This window comes from Flavobacterium caeni, assembly GCF_900101895.1.
In the GTDB taxonomy this organism is placed as follows: Bacteria; Bacteroidota; Bacteroidia; order Flavobacteriales; family Flavobacteriaceae; genus Flavobacterium; species Flavobacterium caeni.
Window position 1 is genome coordinate 498429 of sequence record NZ_FMVF01000002.1, and the last position, 26296, is coordinate 524724.

Annotated in this window: 18 protein-coding genes; 8 read left to right on the plus strand and 10 right to left on the minus strand. The window is 50.8% G+C overall.

Annotated features, from left to right (window positions below; translation table 11 throughout):
• Positions 1–207: 207 nt before the first annotated feature.
• The 7 genes from BLP55_RS02255 to BLP55_RS02285 all read right to left on the minus strand — a co-directional run bounded on the left by BLP55_RS02255 (position 208) and on the right by BLP55_RS02285 (position 11636).
• A complete protein-coding gene (locus BLP55_RS02255) occupies positions 208–3018 on the minus strand; it encodes a gluzincin family metallopeptidase (protein WP_317040271.1) in 2811 nt (936 codons plus the stop codon).
• A gap of 114 nt (positions 3019–3132) precedes the next feature.
• Positions 3133–3858, minus strand: coding sequence for an LOG family protein (locus BLP55_RS02260; RefSeq protein WP_091140679.1), 726 nt, complete (start codon positions 3856–3858; stop codon positions 3133–3135).
• Positions 3859–4054: 196 nt separating this feature from the next.
• On the minus strand, positions 4055–6883 hold the full coding sequence (uvrA, locus tag BLP55_RS02265) for an excinuclease ABC subunit UvrA (RefSeq protein WP_091140680.1): 2829 nt from the start codon (positions 6881–6883) through the stop codon (positions 4055–4057).
• A gap of 92 nt (positions 6884–6975) precedes the next feature.
• Positions 6976–7539 (minus strand): hypothetical protein, encoded by a 564-nt coding sequence (locus BLP55_RS02270; RefSeq protein ID WP_139149564.1) that lies wholly within the window; start codon positions 7537–7539, stop codon positions 6976–6978.
• A gap of 17 nt (positions 7540–7556) precedes the next feature.
• The gene (locus tag BLP55_RS02275) at positions 7557–9338 is read right to left on the minus strand and encodes a chloride channel protein (protein ID WP_091140682.1); all 1782 of its coding nucleotides are present in this window, start codon (positions 9336–9338) and stop codon (positions 7557–7559) included.
• Between the two features lie 49 nt (positions 9339–9387).
• The gene (gene ggt, locus BLP55_RS02280) at positions 9388–11058 is read right to left on the minus strand and encodes a gamma-glutamyltransferase (RefSeq protein ID WP_244503400.1); all 1671 of its coding nucleotides are present in this window, start codon (positions 11056–11058) and stop codon (positions 9388–9390) included.
• Positions 11052–11636 (minus strand): acyl carrier protein phosphodiesterase, encoded by a 585-nt coding sequence (locus BLP55_RS02285; protein WP_091140683.1) that lies wholly within the window; start codon positions 11634–11636, stop codon positions 11052–11054. The genes ggt and BLP55_RS02285 overlap by 7 nt, the downstream gene beginning before the upstream one ends.
• A gap of 420 nt (positions 11637–12056) precedes the next feature.
• Between BLP55_RS02285 and glmM the strand changes: the two genes are divergently transcribed.
• Complete coding sequence (glmM, locus tag BLP55_RS02290; protein WP_091140684.1) at positions 12057–13445, plus strand: phosphoglucosamine mutase; 1389 nt, start codon at positions 12057–12059, stop codon at positions 13443–13445.
• Positions 13446–13477: 32 nt separating this feature from the next.
• Here glmM and BLP55_RS02295 read toward each other — a convergent pair whose 3' ends face one another.
• Positions 13478–15001, minus strand: a complete 1524-nt coding sequence (locus BLP55_RS02295) for a T9SS type A sorting domain-containing protein (protein ID WP_091140685.1) — start codon at positions 14999–15001, stop codon at positions 13478–13480.
• A 173-nt stretch (positions 15002–15174) separates the two neighbouring features.
• Here BLP55_RS02295 and BLP55_RS02300 point away from each other — a divergent pair, with 173 nt between their 5' ends.
• Positions 15175–16668, plus strand: a complete 1494-nt coding sequence (locus BLP55_RS02300; protein WP_091140729.1) for an aminotransferase class V-fold PLP-dependent enzyme — start codon at positions 15175–15177, stop codon at positions 16666–16668.
• Between the two features lie 11 nt (positions 16669–16679).
• On the opposite strand, the gene BLP55_RS02305 is transcribed toward BLP55_RS02300, so the two are convergent.
• Positions 16680–17573, minus strand: coding sequence for a lysophospholipid acyltransferase family protein (locus BLP55_RS02305; protein WP_262494173.1), 894 nt, complete (start codon positions 17571–17573; stop codon positions 16680–16682).
• Positions 17574–17686: 113 nt separating this feature from the next.
• Here BLP55_RS02305 and BLP55_RS02310 point away from each other — a divergent pair, with 113 nt between their 5' ends.
• The 6 genes from BLP55_RS02310 (at position 17687) to BLP55_RS02335 (ending at position 25661) form a co-directional block, all read left to right on the plus strand.
• Positions 17687–18310, plus strand: a complete 624-nt coding sequence (locus BLP55_RS02310) for a rhomboid family intramembrane serine protease (RefSeq protein ID WP_091140687.1) — start codon at positions 17687–17689, stop codon at positions 18308–18310.
• Between the two features lie 48 nt (positions 18311–18358).
• The gene (locus BLP55_RS02315) at positions 18359–19048 is read left to right on the plus strand and encodes an SIMPL domain-containing protein (protein ID WP_091140688.1); all 690 of its coding nucleotides are present in this window, start codon (positions 18359–18361) and stop codon (positions 19046–19048) included.
• Positions 19049–19185: 137 nt separating this feature from the next.
• Positions 19186–19770: a TetR/AcrR family transcriptional regulator gene (locus BLP55_RS02320; RefSeq protein ID WP_170826767.1), complete on the plus strand. Its 585-nt coding sequence runs from the start codon at positions 19186–19188 to the stop codon at positions 19768–19770.
• A gap of 147 nt (positions 19771–19917) precedes the next feature.
• The gene (locus BLP55_RS02325) at positions 19918–21048 is read left to right on the plus strand and encodes an efflux RND transporter periplasmic adaptor subunit (protein WP_091140690.1); all 1131 of its coding nucleotides are present in this window, start codon (positions 19918–19920) and stop codon (positions 21046–21048) included.
• 25 nt (positions 21049–21073) lie between these two features.
• On the plus strand, positions 21074–24256 hold the full coding sequence (locus BLP55_RS02330) for an efflux RND transporter permease subunit (RefSeq protein ID WP_091140691.1): 3183 nt from the start codon (positions 21074–21076) through the stop codon (positions 24254–24256).
• A 1-nt stretch (position 24257) separates the two neighbouring features.
• The gene (locus BLP55_RS02335; RefSeq protein WP_091140730.1) at positions 24258–25661 is read left to right on the plus strand and encodes an efflux transporter outer membrane subunit; all 1404 of its coding nucleotides are present in this window, start codon (positions 24258–24260) and stop codon (positions 25659–25661) included.
• Positions 25662–25990: 329 nt separating this feature from the next.
• Here the strand turns inward: BLP55_RS02335 and BLP55_RS02340 are convergent.
• Positions 25991–26296 (minus strand): IS3 family transposase (locus BLP55_RS02340; RefSeq protein WP_139149565.1); only part of this gene is annotated, 306 nt, incomplete at its 5' end.

A 26296-nucleotide genomic window follows, 5' to 3' on the forward strand; every position in this document is an offset into this window, starting at 1 on the left:
CTCAAAGTTTGACGCAGAGGATACAAAGGTTTTTGCAAAGCGTACAGGACTTCGCGCACTTTGCGAAAAACTCGGCGCCCCTTGCGGTTTTTTTTAACACAGAGAACTCAAAGTTTAACGCAGAGAACACAAAGGTTTTTGCAAAGCGTGTAGGGCTTAGCGTACTTTGCGAAAAACTTTGAGCCCTTTGCGGTTATTTTTTTAACCCTAAAACCACTTTCTAGTAAAAAGATTCACGAGCGACTTGGGACTAAACGTAAATATAAAGCGGATGCGTTCATGGTAGTCGTTTTGTCCGATTTCCCAGCCTAGGTTGGAGTACACCGGGAAGTACAATTCAAAATAGTCGGTCACCAGATTCAATCGAATGCCGCTGTCGTACAGGAATTTGGCGTCGCGGCCGCGGTTCTTGACAAACCCCGCATCGCCGTAGACTTCGATCCAGTTCCACACATTAAAGCTCACGTTGGTTGTGGCCATCCAACGGTTGGCGCCGTCGGGCAACACCTTCGACTTGAATCCGCCCTCGGCAATGATAAGCTGTTGGCTAAAGAAACCCGTCTCTTCAGAACGTCCGAAGAAATTGTAATCGAACAAATAATCGTTGGGGTTGCTCAGGCCAAAATCGTAATCGTCGCCCTGCGTATCATTGAACAGGAACGTGCCCGCAAAAAAGCGGATGTTGATCTGGCGGTTGTTCGTAAACAATTTACGGTATTGCATTTCGCCGAATACCTTGGCGAATTTGCTCGACGCCTGAAAATCGGTGTTGTAATTAAAGTGCTTCGTAATCTCGGTACGCGTCGAGAAATAGCGCGCGCCAAACACCGAATAATTGGCCGAGCTGTCGGTAGCGGTAAACGAACGCTCCTTGTTGACAATGTTGTAGCGCAACGTGATGCCTTGCCTGCGGTTGTCGCGCAAATCGTTTTCACGGAACAAGAACGACACCGAAGGATTGATCTTCAAATACGTCGCATCCGACGCATAATGGTAGTAGTTGCCGCTCGCGCCATAGCGGATGTTGTACAAACGGCTGTCGCGGCGGTAGTGGTTGAACGCAAAGCTCGCGCTGCCGATGAGCGATTGGGTGTTGCTCGAATAAATCGGGTTTACGTCAAAATTGAACGGTTTGTCGAGCATCGTCTTGTTGTGGAACCTGAGCCCGAAAGACAGGCCGTCGTACAGGTTGTAGGTCACCGTCGGGACATAGAGGATTTGGTTGTAACGCGGGTCTTCGAGGTCTTTGAGGAACGCAAATTTGTACGGACGGTCGTTGCCCAAAAACACCTTGAGCGATTTCCAGTTGTTGCGCAGGTTGAATTCGGGCACCTCGTTTTTGTAGTTGATGACGATTTTGTCGGCACCCAAACGGTCTACCGTAAAAGTACTGTCTTTGCGCACATTTTCAAACCACTTCTTGAACACGATCTGGTTGTTCTTGAGTCCATAAACCGGCATCGGGACGGTGGCCCCCGTGCGGTTCCTGAGCGTCATCGTGATGCTGTCGCTGGTTTTGGTGACCTTGCCGAATTTGTAGTCGATGATGTCGCGCGAATCAATTACCGTACGGAAAAACCAATCGATGTCTTTGTCGGTTGTCGTTTTGAGTCGGTGCTCGAAATCGGCGCGCCCGGTGGTTTTCGACAAGTTGTCGCGGTAGAACGACCGTACCGCGGCTGACACTTTTGCATCGCCCAAATAATTGTCGAGGTAACGCAAACTCAAACCCGCGCGGTATTTGGATGCGATGCGCTCGTTGAAACGGATCAGCGTTTCCTTTGAATCGCCCAGCGGTTGGTCCAAATTCTTGCGCGCCATCAGCATGTAATAATAGCTGTACTGCTCGTTGAATTGCAGCTGGATCAGGTTGTAGCTCTTGAGGATTTTCCATTTGGCGAGGCTGCCCATCATCTTGGCGTCGGGCTGGAATTCGTCCATGTAGCGCATCATCACATACATCTGGATCGTGTCGTAAACCCAGTTGTCCTTGCGTCCGTCGAGGTTGACGGCGTTCTTGACGAAATTGTTCGTATAGGTCTTGAGGAATTTGAGTTCGTACATAAAATCCTCGCGGAACGGGCTGATGAACGACGGCAACTGGTTGAGCCCGTAAAACGGATGCCGGTCATAATCGGCTTGCGAAACCGTGATTTTTTCAAACGGATAGTCGCCCAATTGCTCGCCCACGAACCGAACGATACGGTCGATGACGATGGCGCGCTGTATGCCGTCGATCTTGCCCTTCAAATCGGTGAGCACCTCGACCTTGTTGTTCTTGAAGCTGTGAAAGTCCGATTGCGGGTGGATGAACAGGCTGAATTCGTTGCGGTTTTTTCCCGAAAAAGAATAGTTGACCGATTCGGCCGTCGTTTTTTTTGATTCGTCCAAATCGGATACTGCTTCCCAGCCCTTGGGCAGCTTGAGTTCGAGCGCATAGTCCGACAACCCGTTGGCGATGTCGTCCAGGTTTGCGTTCGAGTTTTGCACAAAGGCGCCGTCCACCAATCGGGCAGGGGAGAGCCACCAGTTTTTGAGCGTCAGGTTTCCTGTTTCGTCGTAGCCATAGTGCGTAAAATGATCGGCGGGGAGCTTGACCACATACCCCATTTGGAGCGTGATTTCGGCATGGGGTGGCAGCGGCGCGGCGAGCTTCACTTCGATCAAATCGGGCGCAGGCCGCGACCATTCGAGGATTTTCCCGTCCAGCGTGCCGATGTTCACGTAACCCGTCGCGCCGCGTTCTTCTTCGCTGGCAAAGTGAAAACTGCGTACGAATTCGTCCGAGAAACGTTCGCCCAGCAGCGATTGTTTGTCTGAATAAGCGTTGTTCCAATCGTTGAGCACAATCTTGTCGAGCGTCGCGTTCGATGCGTTGACAAACGTAAGCTCTTGCAGTACCGCGAGCGCATGCTTTTCGGGATCGACGGTCACGGCCATTTTTGTCCGGTGCTGCGCGTGCAACCCCAGCGAGAGGATTCCTAGGAAAAGAAAGGCAATTTTAGAAAGCGGCTTCAATCAGTTCTTTTTCATTAACCAAACATAACGGTGCGCCGCAGTTGGTAGTATACCGGGGCAATATATTAACTTTTTGCGAGAAAACCCGTTAAAAAAAGCTGTCGTTGGACAGCTTTAGAAGTTCGGGCTCAAATCGTATTTTTTGTAGAACTTGTCGAGTGCTTCGACCACTTCGTCCTCGGTATCGACAATCTTGAACAGGTTCAGGTCTTCGGGCGACGCGTTGGCGTACTTCTCGATGAGTACCGTCTTGATCCAGTCGATCAGTCCGGCCCAGTATTCTGATCCTACAAGGATGATCGGGAACTTGGCGATCTTCTTGGTCTGGATCAGCGTAATCGCCTCGAACATTTCGTCGAGCGTACCAAATCCGCCAGGCATCACCACAAATCCTTGCGAATACTTGACAAACATTACCTTGCGGACAAAAAAGTAATCGAAATTCAGGTTTTTGTCGCGGTCGATGTACGGGTTGAAATGTTGCTCGAACGGCAGCTCGATGTTCAATCCCACCGAGGTCCCGCCGCCAAAGTGCGCACCTTTGTTACCGGCTTCCATGATGCCGGGGCCGCCGCCCGTGATCACGCCGTAGCCCGCCTTCGAGATTTTGAAAGCAATTTTTTCGGCCAATTGGTAAAAGTGGTTGTCGGGCTTGGTACGCGCCGACCCAAAAATCGAGACGCAGGGACCGATTCTGCCCATGGTTTCGTATCCGTTTACGAACTCGCTCATGATCTTGAAAATCGCCCAAGAGTCGTTGGTGCGGATCTCGTTCCACGATTTTTGCTTGAGTTTGTCTTGAATGATGCGGTCGTCTTCGTTAAAATCTTCTGGTTTCATAAATAGTTTAATTCCAAATTCCAAATCCCAAATCCCAAATTCCATCCCGCACCGTCGGGACCAAATTCCAGTTGGGATGTTATGATAAAAAAGCGGGCTAAAGTACGATAAAAATGGAAATTCCAAATCCCAAATCCCAAATTCCCATCGGACGTTCTTGTATGGCATTGGAATTTGGAATTTGGAGCTTGGAATTTCACAATTCTTTTTTCAAGAATTGTGCTGTATAACTCTTTTTATTTTTCGCCACTTCCTCCGGCGTGCCCACCGCCACGACCGTCCCGCCGCCTTTGCCGCCTTCGGGTCCGATGTCGATGATGTGGTCGGCCAGTTTGATGACGTCCATGTTGTGTTCGATGATCAAAATCGTGTTGCCCTTGTCGACCAATTTCTTGATCACGTCCATCAAAACGCGGATGTCCTCGAAATGCAGGCCCGTCGTGGGTTCGTCCATGATGTAGAACGTATTGCCCGTGTCTTTTTTCGAGAGTTCGGTGGCCAACTTGATGCGTTGCGCCTCGCCGCCCGAAAGCGTCGTCGATTGCTGACCGAGCGTGATGTACCCGAGCCCCACGTCCTGTATCGTCTTGATTTTTCGGTAGATTTTCGGGATGTTTTCAAAAAACGGCACGGCTTCGTCTACGGTCATGTCCAGGATGTCCGAAATCGATTGGCCTTTGTACCGTATCTCGAGCGTTTCGCGGTTAAAGCGTTTGCCCTGGCACGTTTCACATTCTACATACACGTCGGGAAGGAAATTCATTTCGATCGTACGCACGCCCGACCCTTCGCAAGTCTCGCAGCGTCCGCCTTTGACGTTAAAGCTGAAACGTCCGGCCTTGTACCCGCGTATCATCGCCTCGGGTGTCATCGTAAACAAGTTACGGATTTCCGAAAAAACATCGGTATACGTCGCCGGATTCGACCGCGGCGTACGGCCTATCGGGCTTTGGTCGATGTCGATGACTTTGTCGATGTGTTCGAGTCCGTCGATTTTTTTGTACGGTTTTGGTTTTTTGACCGCGTTGAAAAAGTGCGTGTTCAAAATCGGATAAAGCGTTTCGTTGATCAACGTCGATTTGCCCGAGCCCGAAACGCCAGTGACGCAAATCAGTTTGCCCAGCGGCAGTTCGACCGAAACGTTTTTGAGGTTGTTGCCCGTAGCACCCGTGAGTTTGATTGATTTGCCCGAACCTTCGCGTCGTTTTTTGGGTACTTCGATTTGCTTTTCGCCATTCAAATATTGCGCGGTAAGCGTATGGTGCTTCAATGTTTCGGCGGGCGTTCCGATCGAGATGATCTCGCCGCCGTATTTGCCCGCCTTGGGCCCGATGTCGATCACGTAATCGGCGCGCTCAATCATGTCCTTATCGTGCTCGACGACCAAAATCGAATTGCCGATGTCGCGCAATTGTTCGAGCGATTTGATCAGTTTTTCGTTGTCGCGTTGGTGCAATCCGATGCTCGGTTCGTCCAAAATGTAGAGTACGCCTACGAGTTGCGAACCGATCTGCGTGGCCAAACGAATGCGTTGCGCCTCGCCGCCCGAAAGCGATTTGGAACTTCGCGCCAACGCCAGATAATCCAAACCTACGTTGACCAAAAAGTGCAGACGGTCGCGGATTTCCTTGACCACTTCGGTGGCGATCAGTTTTTGTTTGTCCGACAAATGGCCGTCGAGTTGGTCGAACCAATCGGCCAGGTCCGAAATGTCCATGTTCGATAAATCGGCGATGTTCTTTTCGTCGATCTTGAAGTACATCGCTTCTTTTTTAAGCCGCGAGCCTTCGCACACCGGACATTCGATTTCGTCCATGAATTCCTTTGCCCAACGTTTGATGCTGGTCGATTCGGTTTCCTCGAACTGGTTCTTGATGAAATGCGAGATGCCCTCGAACTCGATCTTGTATTCCTTGGTCACGCCCAGCGTCTTGGATTCGACCGAAAATTTGTCCTTGCCGCCATAGAGGATGATTTCCATTGCCTCTTCGGAAATTTTTTCGATCGGGTCGGTCAGCTTGAAACCGTATTTTTCGCCGATGATTTCGAGTTGCTTGAAAATCCAGGTGTTCTTGTAGTCGCCCAGCGGCGCAAAACCACCCGATTTGACCGACAGTTTGGGGTTCGGGACAATCTTCTTGATGTTGATTTCGTTTACGGTTCCCAGTCCGTTGCAATGGTCGCAGGCCCCTTTGGGCGAGTTGAACGAAAACAAATTCGGCTCGGGGTTTTGGTACGAAATGCCCGTGGTGGGGCACATCAGGTTGCGGCTAAAATACCGCACTTCGTTGGTGTCGTGGTCGAGTACCATCAAAATATCCTCGCCGTGGTACATGGCCGTGTTGATACTTTCCGAAAGCCTTTTGTCGTTTTCGGGCGTATCCTCGACGAGCATGCGGTCTATGACGATCTCGATGTCGTGCGTCTTGTAACGGTCGAGCTTCATGCCCGGCGTGATTTCCTTGAGTTCTTCGTCTACGCGCACGCGCAAAAAGCCTTGCTTGGCGATGTGTTGGAACAATTCGCCGTAATGTCCTTTTCTGGCGCGAACCACAGGCGCAAGGATGTTGATTTTTTTGCCGATGAAATTTTGTACGATCAATGCCTTGATCTGCTCATCGGAATAACTGACCATTTTTTCGCCCGTATTGTAACTGTATGCATCGCCTGCACGTGCAAACAGCAAACGCAGAAAGTCATAGATTTCGGTGATCGTGCCCACAGTCGAACGTGGCGATTTGCTTGTCGTTTTTTGTTCGATGGCGATCACAGGCGACAGGCCGTCGATCTTGTCTACATCGGGACGCTCCAATCCGCCGAGGAACTGCCGCGCATAGGCCGAAAACGTCTCGACGTAGCGCCGTTGGCCCTCGGCATAAATCGTATCGAACGCGAGCGATGACTTGCCCGAACCCGAAAGCCCGGTGATTACCACCAATTGTTCGCGCGGAATCGTAAGGTCTATGTTCTTGAGGTTGTGGACGCGCGCGCCCAGCACCTCGATATGGTTTTCTGTTTCAAGCATAGGTTGGAGTCCCGAAAAGGAGGGACGCAAATTTACATTTTTTCACGCTCTTTTTGTGCGTCGAAACCGAAACGTTTTGTTAAAGATTTGGCTTAGAACGTGTAGCCGATGCGCACCGACAGATCGATATAGCTCTCGCTTTTGTCCCACCGCGGATCATTACCGACGTAAAATTGCGGGCCTACACCCAATCCGGTTTCGAACGTAAAGTGCTTGCCGTATACCCTTCGAATGCCCCATTTGGGAAGGATGGACAAATGATTGGATTTGGGGATTCCGTCGTCGCCGACACCAAACCATCCCGGTAAATAGTTGATTTTAAGTGAGATCGAATTGCCGCTGTTCTTGCTAATGTTCCGGTCTTTTCGTGCACGGCGGTTTAGATTGTAATACCATTTGGGTTCGACCGAAACCACAGGGCACATGGCCCTTTTGACATCGTCGTTGACTTTATTCGAATAGGCAAACAACTCGCTCCCGATTTCGCTGCGCAGTGCCCAACGGTTGGATAATTTGAGCTCGTGGTTGATCCACAAGCCGATGAGTCCGGTTTGTACGCCGAACACCGATTTCTCGACGCTAGGGGTTGGTGCTTGGTCTTGGGCATGGCTGTAAACGCCGGCCAGCAATAATGCTAGGGTAATTTTCTTGAACATAAGTTGGGTTAAGGGGGTTATTCGATGATCATCGATTTGAGTTTCTCGCGGTAGGCCTCTAGCGCGATCGATTTGGATATAAAGCCGTAGTATTTGCCGTTCTTGAGCACGGGCAGGAAGCTGGCGCGGGTTTTTTCGAATTTTTCCATGACGGTTTCCATCGTATCGGTAGGGTAAACGATGGCCGGCGGATCGATCATGATTTCCTTGACCGGCGTGTACTTGACCTTGAAATTGCTGAAGATCACTTCGCGTATGTCGTTAAAATACACCGTTCCCAACAGGTTTTTTTCCTTGTCGACCACCGCAAAAACGACTTGGTTCGAGTGCGAGATCAAATCGACCAGCTTTTCGAGGTTTTCATCGGCCGTGATGGTCAAATAATCGGTTTGGATGATTTTTTCGGTTTCAAGGGTAGACAGGATGTTGGCGTCCTTATTGCTCGTAAATGCATGGCCTTTGCGCGCCAGATTCTTGACATCGAGCGAATGTTTCTCGAATTGTTTCGAAATCGCAAAACTGATCGACGATACAATCATCAGCGGAATCATCAAATCGTAACCGCCCGTGATCTCTGCAATGAGGAAGATGGCCGTCAGCGGCGCGTGGAACAATCCGCTCAAGATACCCGCCATACCCACCATCGTGAAGTTGGACACCGGAAGTTGAAACCCTGTCAGGTTGAATACGCGCGAAAAAAAGAACCCCGCATACGAGCCCAAAAACAACGAAGGCGCAAAATTGCCGCCGTTACCGCCGCTGCCAAGCGTCAGTCCAGTGGCAAAGGCTTTGGCCAGCATCGTCAGTCCCACAAAGAGCAACAGCGCAATCGGGCTGTTCCTGAAGTCGGCGAACAAGGTGTTCTCGAGCAGTTGCCCAGGATCCTTGTCGGACAACGTCTTGATGCTTTCATAACCCTCGCCAAACAGCGTCGGGAACACAAAAATCAGCAACGCCAAAATCGTGGCGCCCACGAGTGCTTTCTTGTATGGGGTAAACCGCAGCCGTGAAAAGAAATGCTCGGTGCGTTGAAAGTTACGCGAATAGTAAATCGAAACCAGCCCCGTAAAAGCGCCCAACAGCGCATAAAACGGTATGTTGTGGTAGTCGAACGTTTGCTGTTGTTTGAAGTTGAGCAAGATATCCTCGCCGATGGTGATGGCCGATACCAACGCGCCCGTGGCCGCAGCGATCATGATGGGGGTAAAGGCCGAAATGCTGACGTCTACGAGCAACACTTCGATCGCAAACAACACACCCGCGATGGGGGCGTTAAAGGCCGCCGCGATACCCGCCGCGACACCGCATCCGATGAGCAGCGTGCGTTCTTTGTAACCCAAGCGGTACTGCTGCGCGTAATTCGACCCGAACGCGGCGCCCGTGATTACGATCGGGCTTTCCAATCCAGCCGATCCGCCAAGGCCAACGGTCAAGGAACTCGTTACGATTTGCGCGTACATCTGTTTTTTGGGGATAATACCCGCTTTTTTGGCCACGGCATACAAAATCTGCGAAGTGCCTTTTTCGATCGTGCCGCCCAAAACACGGCGTACCACAAAAACCGTGAGTAAAATACCGACTATCGGCAACACCGAATTGATGAAGCTGAGTTTGAGGATGCCGTTGATGTAAGTCGCGAACACAAAAACCCAGTGCGCAAAAGTCTTGAGCACGATTACGGCCAACGCGGCCGAGATCCCAACCAACACCGCCGACAGGAAAACGAATTGTTTGCCGGTGAGTTTGAGCTGGCCCCAAAGCAGCCATTTTTCGATCGTACGCAACAGTTTTTTGAACATGACGGGAGTTTGCACGGCAAAAGTAACGCTTTCCCTTGTAATGCGAAAGTTAAAATCCGGCGGCGGCATCATCGCCGCGTGGGTCGGCGCCCGCTTCGAGCGTACCGTCGGGCAACACAAGGATGGCGTCGACCTTACCGACTATCGGGGCCTGCGCCACACGGGTGTGGTAGCCCTTTTTTTCGAGCGATTGCAACAGGTCGGGGGCAAAGCCGTTGGGTTCGAACAGGACTTCATCGGGCAACCATTGGTGGTGAAAGCGCGGTGCGGCCACCGATTGCTGCATGCCCATACGGAATTCGGTCACGTTCAGTATGTTTTGCAACACCGATGTGATGATGGTAGAACCGCCCGGACTTCCGAGCAGCATCAGCAAGCGGCCGTTCTTTTCGACAATCGTAGGCGTCATCGAACTCAGCATGCGTTTGCGCGGCGCGATGCTGTTGGCTTCGGCACCCACGAGCCCGTAAAGGTTGGGCGTGCCGGGCTTGGCGCTAAAATCGTCCATTTCGTTGTTCAAAAACACGCCCAGCGGCTCGCAATACAGCTTAGAGCCAAAGGCGCCGTTGAGTGTGGTGGTCACGGCCACCGCATTTCCTTTGCTGTCGACGATGGAATAGTGCGTGGTTTCGTCGCTTTCAGATGCCTGTATTTCGCCATGTCCTACCTCGGATGAAGGTGTCGCTTTGTTAAAACTGAACGTTTCGATACGGTCGTACAAATAGTTTTTATCCAGTAATTTACGTATCGGCATTTTTGTAAAATCGGGGTCGCCCAAAAAATGGTTTCGATCGGCATATGACCGTCGCTCGGCTTCGGTGAGCAGTTGGATGTATTTTTCGGAATTGTGTTTGTAGGTCTCCAGTCGGAACGGTTCAATCATTTGAAAAATCTGGCCCAAACAAATCCCGCCGCTGCTGGGTGGCGGCATCGAGATAATCTTTAGATTTTTGTAGTTGAAAGTGATCGGATCGCGCCAAACCACGGTATAGGATTCCAAATCCTTGGCCGTCATGATGCCGCCTTTTTGTTTGAGGTAACCGATGAGTTTTTTTGCCGTTTCACCCTTGTAAAACTCGTCCCGGCCGTTCTTGGCGATGCGCCTGAGTGTAGCGGCCAACTCGGGGTATTTGATCGTGTCGCCCACCTTGAGGTCGCGCGAATAGATGGTTTTATCGCCGTTGAGCCGTACAATCGATTCCTTGTTGGCCGCGATCTGCTTCAACTGTTTGGATGTAACGACCAGGCCTTTTTCGGCCAAAGCTATGGCAGGGGCGATTAATTTTGCCATGGGCATCGAACCGTACTTTTGGTGCACCTCGAAAATCGCCGCCACCGATCCCGGAACGCCTACCGATAGGCCACTTTCGGTGCTCGCCGTCGCAACAACATTGCCATTAGCATCAAGGAACATGTCTTTGGTGGCGGCCAGCGGCGCTACTTCGCGAAAATCGAGCGTACCGGTCTTGCGGTCGGCCATGCGATAAACCATGAACCCGCCGCCGGTGATGTTGCCCGCATAAGGGTAGGCAACGGCCAGTGCGAGTTGCGTCGCGATCATCGCATCGAACGCATTACCGCCTTGTTGGATGACGTCTGCCCCGATCTTTGAGGCTTCAATACGTGCCGAGACCACCATCGCCTTTTTTGCAACCAGCCCTTTCTGCGCATGGGAAACAGTGGCGATCAACAACGCCAAACACCACAAACGTTTCACAATTCGGTGTTTTTTTGGATTACGAAGGCCTGTAAGTCTTTAAAAAACCCGGTGAATTCGGCTTCGAAAATGTCGTAATGTTCGGTCAATTCCTCGATCGAATACCGCATCTGCGAATTGTTCCGCGTGCGTTGGTCCATTTGGGACAGGATGCGCGCGATACCCTCTGTGAACTGGTAGCTCCAAAGCCAATTGTATTTGATCATGTAGGGCATCATGCCTTTGGTTTTATCGGTCAGGATGTCGTAGTGGGTGTGGAGCGATCGGTAAAAATCCTGCACAAAATCGTCGAGTCTCTCATTCGAATAAGCCAACCAGTTCTTGGCCAGGAAATGGTCGTAAAACACATCGACGATGACGCCGGCGTAATGATGGTAGCGGTCGTGCAATCGCTTGGTGCTCTGGCGAAAAACCGGATGGTTGTCGGTATAGGAATCGATCGCGCGGTGCAGGATGATTCCTTTTTGCACGTCGGGGGGCAGGTGTTCGAAATGTTTGCCGCGGATGCCATCGGCCATGAAATTCCCGATCTTGATCAGTTCGTTGTCGCCAGAAAGGTAGATGTGTGCTAGGAAATTCATACAATGTACATCAAGAATCGCGGGTTGATTTTCGATAACCCGTCGTCATTTTATCGACCGAAACATTTAACAATTATGGCAGAAAATCTGTAACTATAATTGTCTGCTTTTGTTTAGGGATAAACCCAATGCCCCTACCCAATGGTACGAAAATACTAAATTTTTCCGAACCCAAGCGGCAGAAAAACTGCCTAAATCAACCAACTTGCGATTACCCTGTCATATTTCTATCGGAAAAACAGGCCGCCTTGTCGAAAACCCAAAAATACGTTTCCTAAAAAAAATGCAACTGCTATATTTGCAAGGAATTTCAAACCGCGGGCGCTTAAGGATGGAAACAAATCCATCAAAAAGACCCGTTGCGGACCATCAGGGTAAAGAAGTTATCAAACAAAAGCAATAAAAAACACACAATAAACCATGACCTTAATCAAATCAATATCAGGCATCCGCGGCACGATTGGCGGCCAAACCGGTGATAATTTAACGCCCGTAGACGCGGTGAAATTCGCGTCGGCCTATGGCATGTGGCTCAAGGACTACACCAAAAAGCAAAAACTGACGGTGGTCATTGGCCGCGACGCGAGGATTTCGGGCCCGATGATCCATAATTTAGTGGTCAATACGCTCATTGGCTTGGGCATCGACGTGATCGATTTGGGATTGTCTACCACGCCAACCGTAGAAGTCGCCGTACCGCTCGAAAAGGCCGATGGTGGCATCATCCTGACCGCATCGCACAACCCCAAACAATGGAACGCGCTCAAGTTGCTCAACGAAAAAGGCGAGTTTTTGAGCGGGGCCGAAGGCGCAAAGATTTTGAACATTGCCGAGAACGAGGCGTTTGACTTTTCCGACGTTGACAACTTGGGCGAAATCACGATAAACGATGCCTACATGGACATCCATATCGACGAGGTGTTGAACTTGCCACTCGTGGATGTAGACGCGGTAAAAGCTGCGAAATTTAAAGTGGTCGTCGATGGTGTGAACTCGTCGGGCGGCATCATCATCCCCAAATTGCTCGAACAAATGGGCGTCGAAGCGGTCAAATTGTACTGCGAGCCCAACGGGCATTTTCCGCACAATCCGGAGCCTTTGAAGGAACATTTGGGCGACATCTGCAAACTCGTCGTTGAAGAAAACGCCGATTTGGGCATTGTTGTCGATCCCGATGTCGATCGACTTGCGTTCATCAGCGAAGACGGCGAAATGTTTGGCGAGGAATACACGTTGGTGGCCGTCGCCGATTACGTTTTGTTAAAAACACCGGGAAATACGGTATCGAACATGTCGTCTTCACGTGCGCTTCGCGATGTGACCAATACCCACAACGGCACATACGAAGCAAGCGCGGTGGGCGAGGTGAACGTGGTCGAGCTCATGAAGAAAAACAACGCCGTGATCGGCGGCGAAGGCAACGGCGGCATCATTTATCCCGAATTGCACTACGGGCGCGACTCGCTTGTGGGCGTGGCATTGTTCCTGACGCATTTGGCCAACAAAAAGATGAAGGTATCCGAATTGCGCGCGTCGTATCCGGAGTATTTCATGAGCAAGAACAAAATCGAACTCACCCCGCAAATCGACGTCGACGGGATTTTGACCGCCATGGAGGCCAAATACAAAGACGAACAAATCTCGACCATAGACGGTGTCAAGATCGACTTTGCCGAAAATTGGGTGCACTTGCGCAAATCAAACACAGAGCCCATCATCCGCATCTATACCGAGGCCAAAACACAGGCCGCCGCCGATGAATTGGCGGTAAGGATCATGAACGAGATGAAGGCGATTGCAGGGCTATAAAAAGAAACCGGTCATCGACCGGTTTTTTTGTATCATTTTTTGAGGAATTTTTGTGTGACCACAGTATTCCCGTTCGACAACCGCAAGAAGTACGCGCCGGCGGCAAGCGTAGCGATCGGGATGGATGGCCCAAACAGGCCTTTTTGTAAGCATTTGCCCGTCGCGTCATAAATTTCATAACGGTCGAAATGAATTTCTGTCGAAATAGACAGCTGCTCCTGTGCAGGGTTTGGAAATAGTGTTGCCACCGTTGGTTGGAATGTATGGGTTGCCAGAATATCGGCTTCGAATTTGACGACCCAGAAATCATATTCGCCATGGTTTCCGCTGACGTCAAAATCGTTCGAGTTGCTTTTTCCGGCAACGATAAGCCCGCCGTCGCCCGTTTGCTCAATGCTTTGGGCAAATTCTGTTCCCGTGCCGCCCAATGATTTTTGCCATAAGATGTCTCCCGCGGCGTCGATCTTGACGACCCAGAAATCGGCGTTGCCTTTGTTCTCGATCAGGTTGCCGTCGTCGGAATACGAAAAACCGGCCATCACGAAAGTGTTGTAACCCGCCGAGAATACCGCGTTGGGCATGTCGGTAGACAATCCGCCGTAGCATTTTTGCCATTGGATATTTCCCGTAGCGTCGAGCTTGATTGCCCAAAAATCGCCAAAACCGCGCGGATGGGTCACATCGCCGTTGCTCGAATAGGTAAGGCCGACAGTAAGAAACCCTTGATCGTCTGTCGGGACAACGCCATAGCCGGCGTCAAAGCCCGTGCCGCCCAGACATTTTTGCCATTGGATGTCGCCTGTCGCATTGAGTTTGACGACCCAAATGTCCTCGTCGCCGTGATTGCCGCTCACATCGCCATCGTTTGAACGCGAATGACCCGAAACGATGTAGCCGTCGTCTGCCGTGGGGCGAATAGATCGCGCCGCGTCGTTGGCGGTGCCGCCCAGCGCTTTTTGCCATTGCAAGGTTCCCGCGTTGTCGAGCTTGACAATCCAATAATCGCCCGCGATACCATGCTGGCCGGTCACGTCGCCGTCGTTGGATTCGGTGACTCCTGCAATGACATAACCGCTGTCCAGGGTTTGCTGCACATCAAAAGCCCATTCACCACGCGTGCCGCCCAGCGATTTTTGCCATTCGATCGTGCCTGTCGCGTCGAGTTTGACGATCCAATAGTCGTTGACCCCGTGGTTGCCGCTCACGTCGCCATCGTTGGAGTTCGAGGAACCCGCCAGGATATAGCCACCGTCAAAGGTTTGCCTGATGCAATAAGCAGTTTCGGCCCCAGATCCGCCCAAGGCTTTTTGCCATTCGATTTGTCCCTGTGCATCGAGTTTGGCCACCCATACGTCGTAGGCGCCATGGTAACCGGTGATCTGTCCGTCTGCGGAACTGGTTTCTCCAACGGTGATGTAGCCGCCATCGACGGTTTGCTGGATCGAATAACCGTTGTCGTTGGCGCTGCCACCCAGGGATTTTTGCCAGGAGATTGCGGGTTGTGCCCAGGTGAATGTGGTGAACGCCAGCAATGCAATGTGTAGTGTTTTTTTCATGAGAATTGTTTTTTGATTTGTTGTCGGATACCATAAACAACGACGGGTTGCGTTTATTTGATATATCAAACAAAATTTAACATTTTCCGGAAAGCGGATTGATTTTGCGGAATTTACTTTAACGTTTGCGTTGCCAAAAAATGCTATCTTTGCGGCATCCGAAAATCATGGGCATGTTAGCGACAAAAACGACTTTACCGACCGAATTGGAACAGTATTTTCAGCAGTTCAGGAGCCAAATCATAGGCGTTGACCAATATTTCGAGTCGCCGTTCGGGCGCCAGAAAATAGTGTACACCGATTGGACGGCGTCGGGGCGCTTGTACCGTCCGATCGAGGAGAAACTGATGAACGAATTCGGACCGTTTGTGGCCAATACGCATACCGAGACAACGGTTTCGGGAACGGCGATGACCATGGCCTACCACGAGGCGCGCCACATCATCAAGCACCATGTGCATGCGAGCGACGACGACGTTTTGATTACCGACGGCACCGGAATGACGGGCGTTGTCAATAAGTTTCAAAGGATTTTAGGGCTTAAGGTGCCCGAAAATCTAAAGCCTTTCACGACCATTCCTGCCGAAAAACGACCGATTGTTTTCGTCTCGCACATGGAACACCATTCGAACCAAACCTCGTGGCTCGAGACCATTGCCGATGTCGAGGTGATCCCGTCCTGCGAAAAAGGACTGTTTTGTTTGGACAATTTTGGCGCGCTGCTCGAGAAATACCAAGACCGCACGATTAAGATCGCATCGATTACTTCTTGTTCTAACGTGACGGGCATCAAAACGCCTTACCACCAGGTGGCCAAGCTGATGCACCGCGCGGGCGGGGTTTGTTTTGTGGACTTCGCGTGCTCGGGGCCGTATGTACAAATCGACATGCATCCCGAAGACCCCGAAAGTTATTTGGATGCGATTTTCTTTTCGCCGCACAAGTTCTTGGGCGGTCCGGGTACGTCAGGCGTATTGGTCTTCAATAAAAAATTGTACAAGAACATGGTGCCCGATCATCCGGGTGGCGGTACCGTTTCGTGGACCAATCCGTGGGGCGAGCACAAATACATCGACAACATCGAAGACCGCGAAGACGGCGGTACGCCCGGCTTTTTACAAGTCATCAAGACCGCGCTGGCCATCAGGCTCAAGGAACAAATGGGGGTAGACAACATCCTCAAACGCGAACAGGAGATCGTCGACTATGTGTTTGCCGAACTCGGCGCGATCGACAATCTGAAAATACTGGCGGGACAGCACCGCAACAGGCTGGGCGTCGTTTCGTTTTACATCGACGATTTGCACTTTAACCTTGGCGTCAAATTGCTCAACGACCGTTTTGGGATCCAGACGCGCGGCGGATGCAGTTGCGCGGGAACGTATGGGCACTATTTGCTTCACGTAGACCAGGCCACGTCGCATTATTTGACCGACAAAATCTCTTGCGGCGAATTGCTCGAGAAACCGGGGTGGATCAGGATGTCGATCCATCCGACGACCACCAACGACGAAATCAAATTTGTTTGCGACAGCATTAAATCGCTCGCGCAACACCACGCCGAATGGGGCAAGGATTACCGCTACAACAAACACACCAACGAGTTTTTGCACCAGCATGCACAACCCGCCGAAAGGGAATTGGTCAAGCGCTGGTTCGGGCTTTAAGATAAGTTGATTTATTTAACGTGCTTCCAACGTTTGTGCGTCCAGAGGTAAAATTCGGGCGCTTCGTTGATTTGTTGCTCGACGCGTTTGAGGAATTCGTCGGTGATTTGGTAGTCGGGAACGTTTTTTACGTCGGTCGACAAAACCTCGAACGTCGCCTCGTAATGGCCGCGTTTCACCTTTTTGACTTTGAGGAAAATCACATTCATGTCGAATTTTTTCGACAACATTTCGGCACCTGTATGTACAGGCGTTGTGGCGTTCATGAAACTGCCCCAATGATACGCCCGTGACGCTTTGGGCGATTGGTCGCTTGCAAAACCGTAAACGCCACGGATGCCCGCTTTTTCATTTTCGTGGATCATGGGGATGGTGTCCTTGGTCGTGATCAAATAGGCTTGGAATCGCGAGCGGATGTCGTGCACCAATTTGTCGAAATACGGATTGGCGATGCGTTTGTAGATTGCATATCCCTTGAAATTGACGTAGTAGTTCATCGAAATCGCCCATTCATAACTCGCGTAATGCGCGACCATCATGGCGACGCTTTTGTTTTCGCGCTCCAAGGCTTGGTAGGTTTCGATGTTGGTGAATTGGAAACGTTTTTTGATCTCTTTTTCGGATATCGACAGCGTCTTGATCATTTCGAGGAACATATCGCACAAATGACGGTACGATTTTCTTTCGATGACCAGCCGTTCCTTTTCGGACCAATCGGGAAACGCCAATTTGAGGTTGCCGCGCACGGTTTTCTTTCGATAACCGATTACATAATACAGCAATACAAAAACAACATCCGAGACCAGATAAAGTAAGGGGAACGGGAGCCGCGAGATGCACCAAAGCAATGGATAAGCCAGCAGGTAAACGAAATATTGCATCAACGCCGAAGTTTGTGCAAATATACAGTTTAATGACGTGCCGCTAAGGGATTTTTAACAAAAGCTAAAGAAACTATTGCTATTTTTACGGAATCGAAAGCCAACGCGGCCGAACCCAACCAAGTGAAAAAACACCCATGAATATTCCGTTACTGGTCTTGATCATCGCCAATTTTGTCGTGAGTTACAAAGGATTCAACGATTGGTCTTTTTTGAGGAAATACGAGTTCCACATTGGCAGTATCCGAGCAGGAGAGCAATTGCGTATGGTCACTTCGGGATTCCTGCACGCCGATTGGTTGCACCTGGCCATGAACATGTATGTGTTGTGGATTTTTGCGCCTGCGGTGATCACCAATCTGGGCAACATCGGTTTTTTGATTGTTTATTTCGCGAGCCTTATTTTTGGCAGCCTGCTCACGTTGGTCATGCACAAAAACGACTACAGTTACCGGGCCATCGGCGCGTCGGGTGCCGTGACGGGCGTCATGTATGCGTCGATTTTGATTTACCCCGACAACAGCGTCAATTTCATACCGGGCTGGATTTTTGGGATCATCTACTTGCTCGCATCGATTTACGGCATGCGCGCCAAACGCGACAACATCGGCCATACGGCGCATTTTGGCGGCGCGGTGGGCGGCTATGTCATCACTTTGTTAAAAATGCCTTATTTGTTTGTCGAGAACACGCTGATCGTCATTGCATTGGCCGTTCCCATCATCATACTTTTTATCATGGAGCGAGCGGGAAAGCTCTAGTGGCACAACATTTGAAAGCCCCGCGGTATTAACTTAAAATCATCAATTATGAAAAAGACGTTCATTATCCTGTTTTCGATGGCCATGGCGCACGCCGAGGCGCAGTACATCAAACCCGATCCGCAAATTTCGGTAAGCGGCGAAGGCAAAGTAAAAGTCACACCCGATCAGGCGTTCATCTCGATTTCGGTCGAAACCAAGGGCAACAACGCCACCGATGTCAAGAAGCAAAACGACGCCACCGTCGAAAAGGTGGTGCAATACCTCAAGCGTTCCAAGTTGCAGCAGTCGGACATCCAAACCAAGCGCATATCGCTCAATCCGCAATACGACTACGACAAAAAGAAATACAACTACAACGCCACGCAAACCATCGAGATTTTGCTGCGCGATTTGACCTACTATGACACGCTCATGGAAGGCCTGGTCGATACGGGCATCAACCGCATCAATACGGTCGAGTTCAAGTCGTCTAAAATCGAAAAGCACGAATCCGAAGCGCGTAAACTGGCCATGCAGGACGCCAAGCAAAAAGCCCAGGATTACGTATCGGTCATCGGGCAAAGCGTAGGGAAGGCCTTGTCTATTTCAGACAATACGCAAGTCTACCACCCGCAACCCGTCATGTATGAAATGGCGATGGGCAAAGCCGCCGATGCCGCCGCGCCACGCGAAACCATAGCCATTGGCGAGATCAACATCACGGCCAATGTTTCGGTGAGTTTCCTTTTGGAATAGTCGTCGTATGCAACATTCAGAAAGCCGGATCTTCCGGCTTTTTTTATTTTCGGTTGCTAAAAAAATCATAAAATATGTGTTTTGAAACGGTTGTTTCAAAAAAGAATTTACTTTTGCTCCATCAAATTGTTAAACCCATGGGACGCAATCTGGAATTCGACAAGGAAGAAACGGTCAAAAAGGCAATGAACGTTTTCTGGGAGAAAGGCTATAACGCCACTTCCATGCAGGATTTGGTGGATGCGATGCAAATCAACCGCAGCAGTTTGTACAATACCATAGGCGACAAGCAACAACTGTTTCACGAATGTGTCAGCAGCTATATCGACCAGGTCATGGAAGAGGCCCGGCAGAAAGCGGCCAACGAGAAGTCTCCGTTACAGGCATTGATCCGGATCATTAGTGACAAGGCCGACTGGATCATCGAAAGCGACAAAGGATGTTTGGGCGTCAAAACCATTTTTGAGGTGGCGCAAAACGACGAAACCGTGCGAAACATGCTTTGCCAGAGCAACGATGTTTACCTGAAATTCATGACCGATTTGATCCAAAGCGCGATGGATGCCGGCGAGATCGAGCATTCAGAAGACGCGGGGATGATGGCCGAGTACATCATGATCTCATTCACGGGTTGGAAACAATCGTATATATTACAAGGGAATCCCATTAAAGTCAAGAAGATGGCAGATTTCCTGATCAAAAGTATCATGCCCAAGGGCTGATTTTTTTTAAACCATTCTGAAACGTTTATTTCAGAAAAAACAGGAGTAAGACATTTTTATGTAAAATCGGCAATAATTCTGGAACAATCATTCCAAAAAATAACAAACAACTAACCATTATTTAATCACTTCAACCATCAATTTAACATGAAATCAATCCTTTTATCTAGCCTTGTTGCGTTGTTCCTGTGGAGTTGCGCAGACGGCAATGCCACCGCGCCCGCAGGACAGCCCGCGACGTTGCCCGTTTTGAGCATCAATACACAAAACGCCACCACCGATACCGAATTTCCGGCGGCCATTCGTGGCAAGTCGGACGTCGAAATCCGACCGCAGGTTAACGGTACGCTCGAAAAAGCTTTCGTAGACGAAGGCGCGTACGTCACTGCCGGACAGCCGTTGTTCAAGATCAACGACAACCCGTACCGCGAACAGCTCAACAACGCCAATGCCAATCTCAATGCGGCCGAAGCTGCCGCGACGAATGCCCAGCTCGAGGTCGAGAAATTGACGCCGCTTGTGCAAAACAAAGTGGTGTCGGACTACCAGCTCAAATCGGCCAAAGCCGCGCTGAGTGCAGCCAAAGCAAATGTCGCGCAAGCCAGGGCAATGGTAGGCACCGCCCAAATCAACTTGGGGTATACGCTCATCAAGGCGCCCGTAAACGGTTATATCGGCAGATTGCCCAAAAAACAAGGGAGCTTGATCAACATTGCCGATCCCGAGGCGCTGACTACACTGTCGGATATCCGCGAAGTGTATGCCTATTTCTCGCTGGCAGAAGACGACTTCATCAACTTCAAAACACAACACGATGGAAGCACGCTCAACGAGAAATTGCGAAAGTTACCGCCGGTTGCGCTCGTCCTGTCGGACAATTCGGTCTATGGCGAGACCGGGAAAATCGACATGGTAGACGGCCAATTCGACAAGAATACCGGGGCGATAACCATGCGCGCCACGTTTCCGAACAACAAAGGGTTGCTTCGATCGGGCAACACAGGCCGTGTCAAAATTGCGCTCGAACATCCGAACAGCCTTGTGATTCCGCAGCAAGCCACAATCGAGATACAGGACAAGGTGTTCGTGTTTGTCTTGGATAAGGCCAATAAAGTGACCAAACAGCCCGTGACGGTGGCCGGCAAGACCGGTACCGACTACCTGATCAAGGACGGGCTCAAGACCGGCGACCGCATCGTGGCCAAAGGTTTTGAAAATCTTGCGGACGGTGCCGTAATCGTTCCCGAGAAAACCACCAAAGCCGTTGCCAAACTCTAAAAAAGCCAACTAACACATTTTTATTATGTTACAAAAATTCATCGACAGGCCCGTACTGTCGACAGTCATCGCTATTATCATAGTGATCCTGGGCATCCTGGGGATCTCGACGTTGCCACTGCAGCAGTTTCCCGATATTGCGCCTCCGGCCGTACAGGTCACCGCCTTTTATCCGGGTGCCAATGCCGAGACGATCATCCGTTCGGTAGCGCCTTCGCTCGAAGAGACGATAAACGGGGTCGAAAACATGACCTACATGAGTTCGACGGCGAGCAACGACGGGACACTCGTGATCACCGTGAACTTCAAACTCGGTACCGATCCCGACCAGGCGGCGGTGAACGTACAGAACCGCGTATCCCAAGCCACCAGCCAGCTTCCTGTAGAGGTCGTGCAGGCAGGCATCTCGACGGTCAAGCAACAGAACAGCCTTTTGATGGTGGTCGACCTGTTCACCGAAAACGAGCAACAGTACGACCAGACTTTTCTTGCGAATTATGCGCAAATCAACATCCTTCCCGAAATCAAAAGGATTCCGGGCGTAGGGCAGGCTGTCATTTTTGGCGGGAGCAAGGATTATTCGATGCGGGTATGGCTCAATCCGTCCAAAATGGCGAGCTACAACCTGACCCCCAAGGAAGTCATGGGTGCGATACAGGACAAGAATCTCGAGGCTGCGCCGGGTAAATTTGGGGAAAGCAGCACCGAATCGTTCGAATATGTCATCAAATACAAAGGAAAGCGCAACAAGCCCGAGGACTATGGCAACATCATCATCAGGTCGAACAACGACGGTTCTATCCTTCGTTTAAAAGATGTGGCGCGCATCGAATTCGGTTCATACACCTACGGCAGCGCCACCAAAGTCAACGGAAAGTCGGGCCTGAACATAGGGGTGTACCAATTGCCGAGCTCCAATTCGAGCGATGTACAAATCGCCGTGCGCGAAATGATGGACAAGGCGTCCAAGGATTTTCCGAAAGACATCAAACATTTGATCCTGTACAACACCAAGGATTCGCTCGACCAATCGATCAGCCAAGTCAAATCGACGTTGATCGAGGCTTTTATCTTGGTGTTCGTGGTCGTATTCCTGTTCCTTCAGGATTTTCGTTCGACCTTGATTCCCGCCATTGCGGTACCGGTTTCGATTTTGGGGACTTTCTTTTTCATGTACATTTTCGGGTTTTCGGTCAATTTGTTGACGCTGTTCGCGCTCGTACTGGCCATTGGTATTGTGGTCGACGACGCCATTGTGGTGGTCGAAGCCGTACACGAAAAAATGCACAGCAAACGCTTGTCGGCCAAAGCGGCCACGACGTCGGCCATGAGCGAGATCACGGGCGCGATCATCTCGATTACGCTCGTCATGTCGGCCGTATTTTTGCCGGTCGGTTTCATGCAAGGGTCAACGGGCGTCTTCTACAGGCAGTTCGCCTTTACGCTCGCCATAGCGATCGTGATTTCGGCGGTCAACGCATTAACGTTGAGCCCGGCGCTCGCAGCCCTTTTCCTCAAGGACGTACACGATGGGGAACAACACGGCAAACCCAAGAACTTCAAGGAACGCTTTTTTGCGGGTTTTAACGGCGGGTTCAACAAATTGACCAACCGTTACGTGGGCAGTTTGCGTTTGCTGATCAAACACCGTTGGTGGAGCCTTGGCGGATTGGCCGTATTGACTTTGGTTACTGTGTTTATGATTAAAAGGACGCCTACCGGATTCATCCCATCCGAAGACCAAGGGTTTATCGCCATCTCGCTTTCGATGCCGGCCGGCGCGTCACTCGACAGGACCAAGAATGTCATGACCGAACTCGAAAACCAACTCGGCGACATGCCTTCAAAACGCACGCTGATGAAATTGTCTGGGTTCAACATGCTCACGCAATCGACAAGTCCATCGGCAGGTGTCGCCTTCATTTTGCTCAAACCTACCAAGGAACGTGGCGAAATGACCGACATCAATGAAATCATGAACGATACGCGCCAACGGCTCAGCGCCATCAAAGGTGCCAATTTCTTTGTCTTTACGTTCCCGACCGTCCCGGGTTTCAACAACGTCGACGGACTCGACATCGTGCTCAAGGACAAGACCGGCGGAAGCATCACCAGGTTCAGCGAAATCACGAACGGTTTTATCGGCGAACTGATGAAACGGCCTGAACTCGCCGTGGCTTTCACCAGTTTTAAGGCCGATTATCCGCAGCTCGAAATGGAGGTCGACGACGTCAAGGCCGAACAACTCGGGGTGAGCGTCAAGGACATCATGCAAACCATGCAGGGTTATTTTGGCAGTGCGCAGGCCAGCGATTTTAACCGATTCGGGAAGTACTACCGCGTGGTCGTACAGGCCGATGCCGCCGAAAGGAGCAATCCGGAGGCGATGAACGGCATTTATGTCAAAAACCGCCTCGGCGAAATGGTCCCGATCAATACGCTTGTCAAACTCAAACGCATTTACGGTTCGGAAACCGCTTCGCGTTACAACCTGTTCAACTCGATTGGGGTCAATGCGATCACCAAGCCGGGTGTGAGCTCGGGCGATGCGATTGCGGCGGTCCAGGACGTGGCCGAGCAATATTTGCCGCTGGGTTACGATGTTGAATTCTCGGGTTTGACCAAGGAGGAAATTACCTCAAGCGGACAATCGGCCGTGATTTTCGGACTCAGTCTGTTGTTCGTGTTCTTCCTGCTCGCGGCCCAATACGAAAGTTACATCCTTCCGGCTGCCGTTATTTTGTCGATACCCACGGGAATCTTCGGCGTGTTTGCCGCCATCGGCCTCGCCGGAATCGAGAACAACATTTATGTACAGGTGGCGCTCGTGATGCTCATCGGATTGCTGGCCAAGAACGCGATCCTGATTGTCGAGTATGCGTTACAGCGCAGAAGGGCAGGGAAGTCGTTGCTCGCTTCGGCGCTCGAGGCCGCCAAACTGAGGCTGCGCCCGATCATCATGACCTCTTTTGCTTTCGTCGTGGGTTTGATCCCGATGATGCGCGCCACCGGGCCATCGGCCTTGGGTAACCATTCGATCAGTATCGGGGCGGCCGGGGGAATGGTTTCGGGTGTTTTGCTCGGCATCTTCATCATCCCGGTACTGTTTGTCGTGTTCCAGTATTTGCACGAACGCGTTTCGGGAAAACCATTGGCGGTCATCAACAACGAATCGGGCCAGAATGCACACCAACCACAAATCGCTTAACATGAAAAAGTATCTTAATAGTATCAAAATCCTGCTGCTGCTGCTGCTTGTCTCGGCTTCGGCTTTCGCGCAACAGGAAAAGCCAACGGTTCCAGACGTTTTCCGCCATGCGGTTGCTGCCGATACCGCGAACATTGCCGACATCCAATGGAAGGATTTCTTTGCCGAAAAAGATTTGGATACGTTGATCGAAACGGCCTTGGCCAAGAACAACGATTTGGAAATCGCGCAGAAGAACCTTGAAATCGCAAACTTGCAATTCCGACAAGCCAAATGGGGCAATGTACCACAACTGAATGCCTTTGGGAACGCTTCGACCACAAGGCTTTCCGAGAACAGCCTCAACGGCAGAAATACCCAGCAGTTCACGGGCCAGCATCACCTTGACGATTTTTCGACCGGGTTGAATTTGTCCTGGGAAGCCGACATCTGGGGCAAGATCCGCAACCGTAAAAGAAGCGCGCGCGCCAATTACGAACAATCGGCCGAAATCAGAAAAGCGGTGCAAACGGCCTTAGTGGCCAACGTTTCGAAAGGATTTTACGATTTGCTCATGCTCGATGCCCAGTTGCAGGTGGCCAAGGAAACGCTCAAGCTCAACGACAGCACCGTGTTCATCGTGAACCTGCAATACGAATCGGGACAGGCCACCCAACTCGCCAAACAGCAAACCCAGGCACAACGGCTTGTCGCGGCGCAACTCATTCCGTTGCTCGAGCAGCACATCGTCTTACAGGAAAATGCGTTGAGCCTGCTCAGTGGCGGTTTCCCCGACGCGAAAGCGCGCACCAGCCGATTGGATGCCATCGAAGTCAAAAGCGATTTGTCTGCCGGAATTCCCGCGCAATTGCTCAGCAAAAGACCCGATGTAAAGGCCGCCGAACTGGCTTTGCAGGCGGCCAACGCCAATGTAGGGATTGCCAAGGCGAGTTTGTATCCGTCGATCAACATCACCGCATCGGGCGGCGTGAACGCCTTCGAGGCCGACAAATTGTTCAATCTTCCTGCGTCTTTGTTCGGGACTGTGGCCGGTGGCATCGTTGCGCCTTTGCTCAACGGAAAAAGATTGCGTACACAATATGAAGTAGCCAAACTGCAACGCGATCAGGCCGGAATCGAGTTCCGTCAAACCGTGCTGGTGGCTGTGGGCGAGGTGGCAAACGCATTGGCCCAAATCGAACACCAGCGTTTGCAGTTCGAAGCGGCGGCCGAGCGTGAAAAAACGCTTCGAAGCGCCATCGACAACGCCAGCCTGTTGTTTAAAAATGGCATGGCCAATTATTTGGAGGTCATCATCGCGCAGCGCAACCTGCTCGACGCCCAGCTCGAATTGGCCCGTATCAAAAAGGAAAGACTATCTTCTGAGGTCGAATTGTACCGCGCCCTTGGTGGCGGCTGGCAATAACTGTTGATGGAGGATTGTTGTTGGAATCCCGGGTCGTTGGCCTGGGATTTTTTTTGGCGTGCCGGCGCACGGTATTCGGCTTTCGTAGGCAATTTATGCGGCGCCGTCGGGCTTTCCGCTTTTATCTTTTGCGCGTGCCTTGCAAAAGGATAACCGCTGCCCCCGAAGCGTCGGGGCCTCACGCGGGAATTGCGCCGATGAGACGTTATGCCGCGCCCAGGTTGCCACATACCACAGCATCCGTCAAAAATCAAGATTCGAAAAGGGCCGTGTAGAAATTTATTTTTCTTTAATCCCATTTTTAGACTGCACCCAAAAGTTTAGACAAGTTAATAATTACATTGATAATGATGAACCCGATATTGTGTCGGGCTCATTCCATTTAAATTCAGTTTAATCCTGTCATTGTTATAATAATTGATGTACTCTTTTATCTCATGCCTTAAATGGTCTATTGACCTGAACTTATTGATGTAATAGAGTTCACATTTAAGTATCCCGAAGAAGTTTTCGATTACGGCATTATCCAGGCAGTTTCCTTTTCGGGACATGCTTTGTGTGATGCCATTTTGCTTCAGCAGTCTTTGGTACTGTTTCATCTGGTACTGCCAGCCCTGATCCGAGTGCAGGATTGG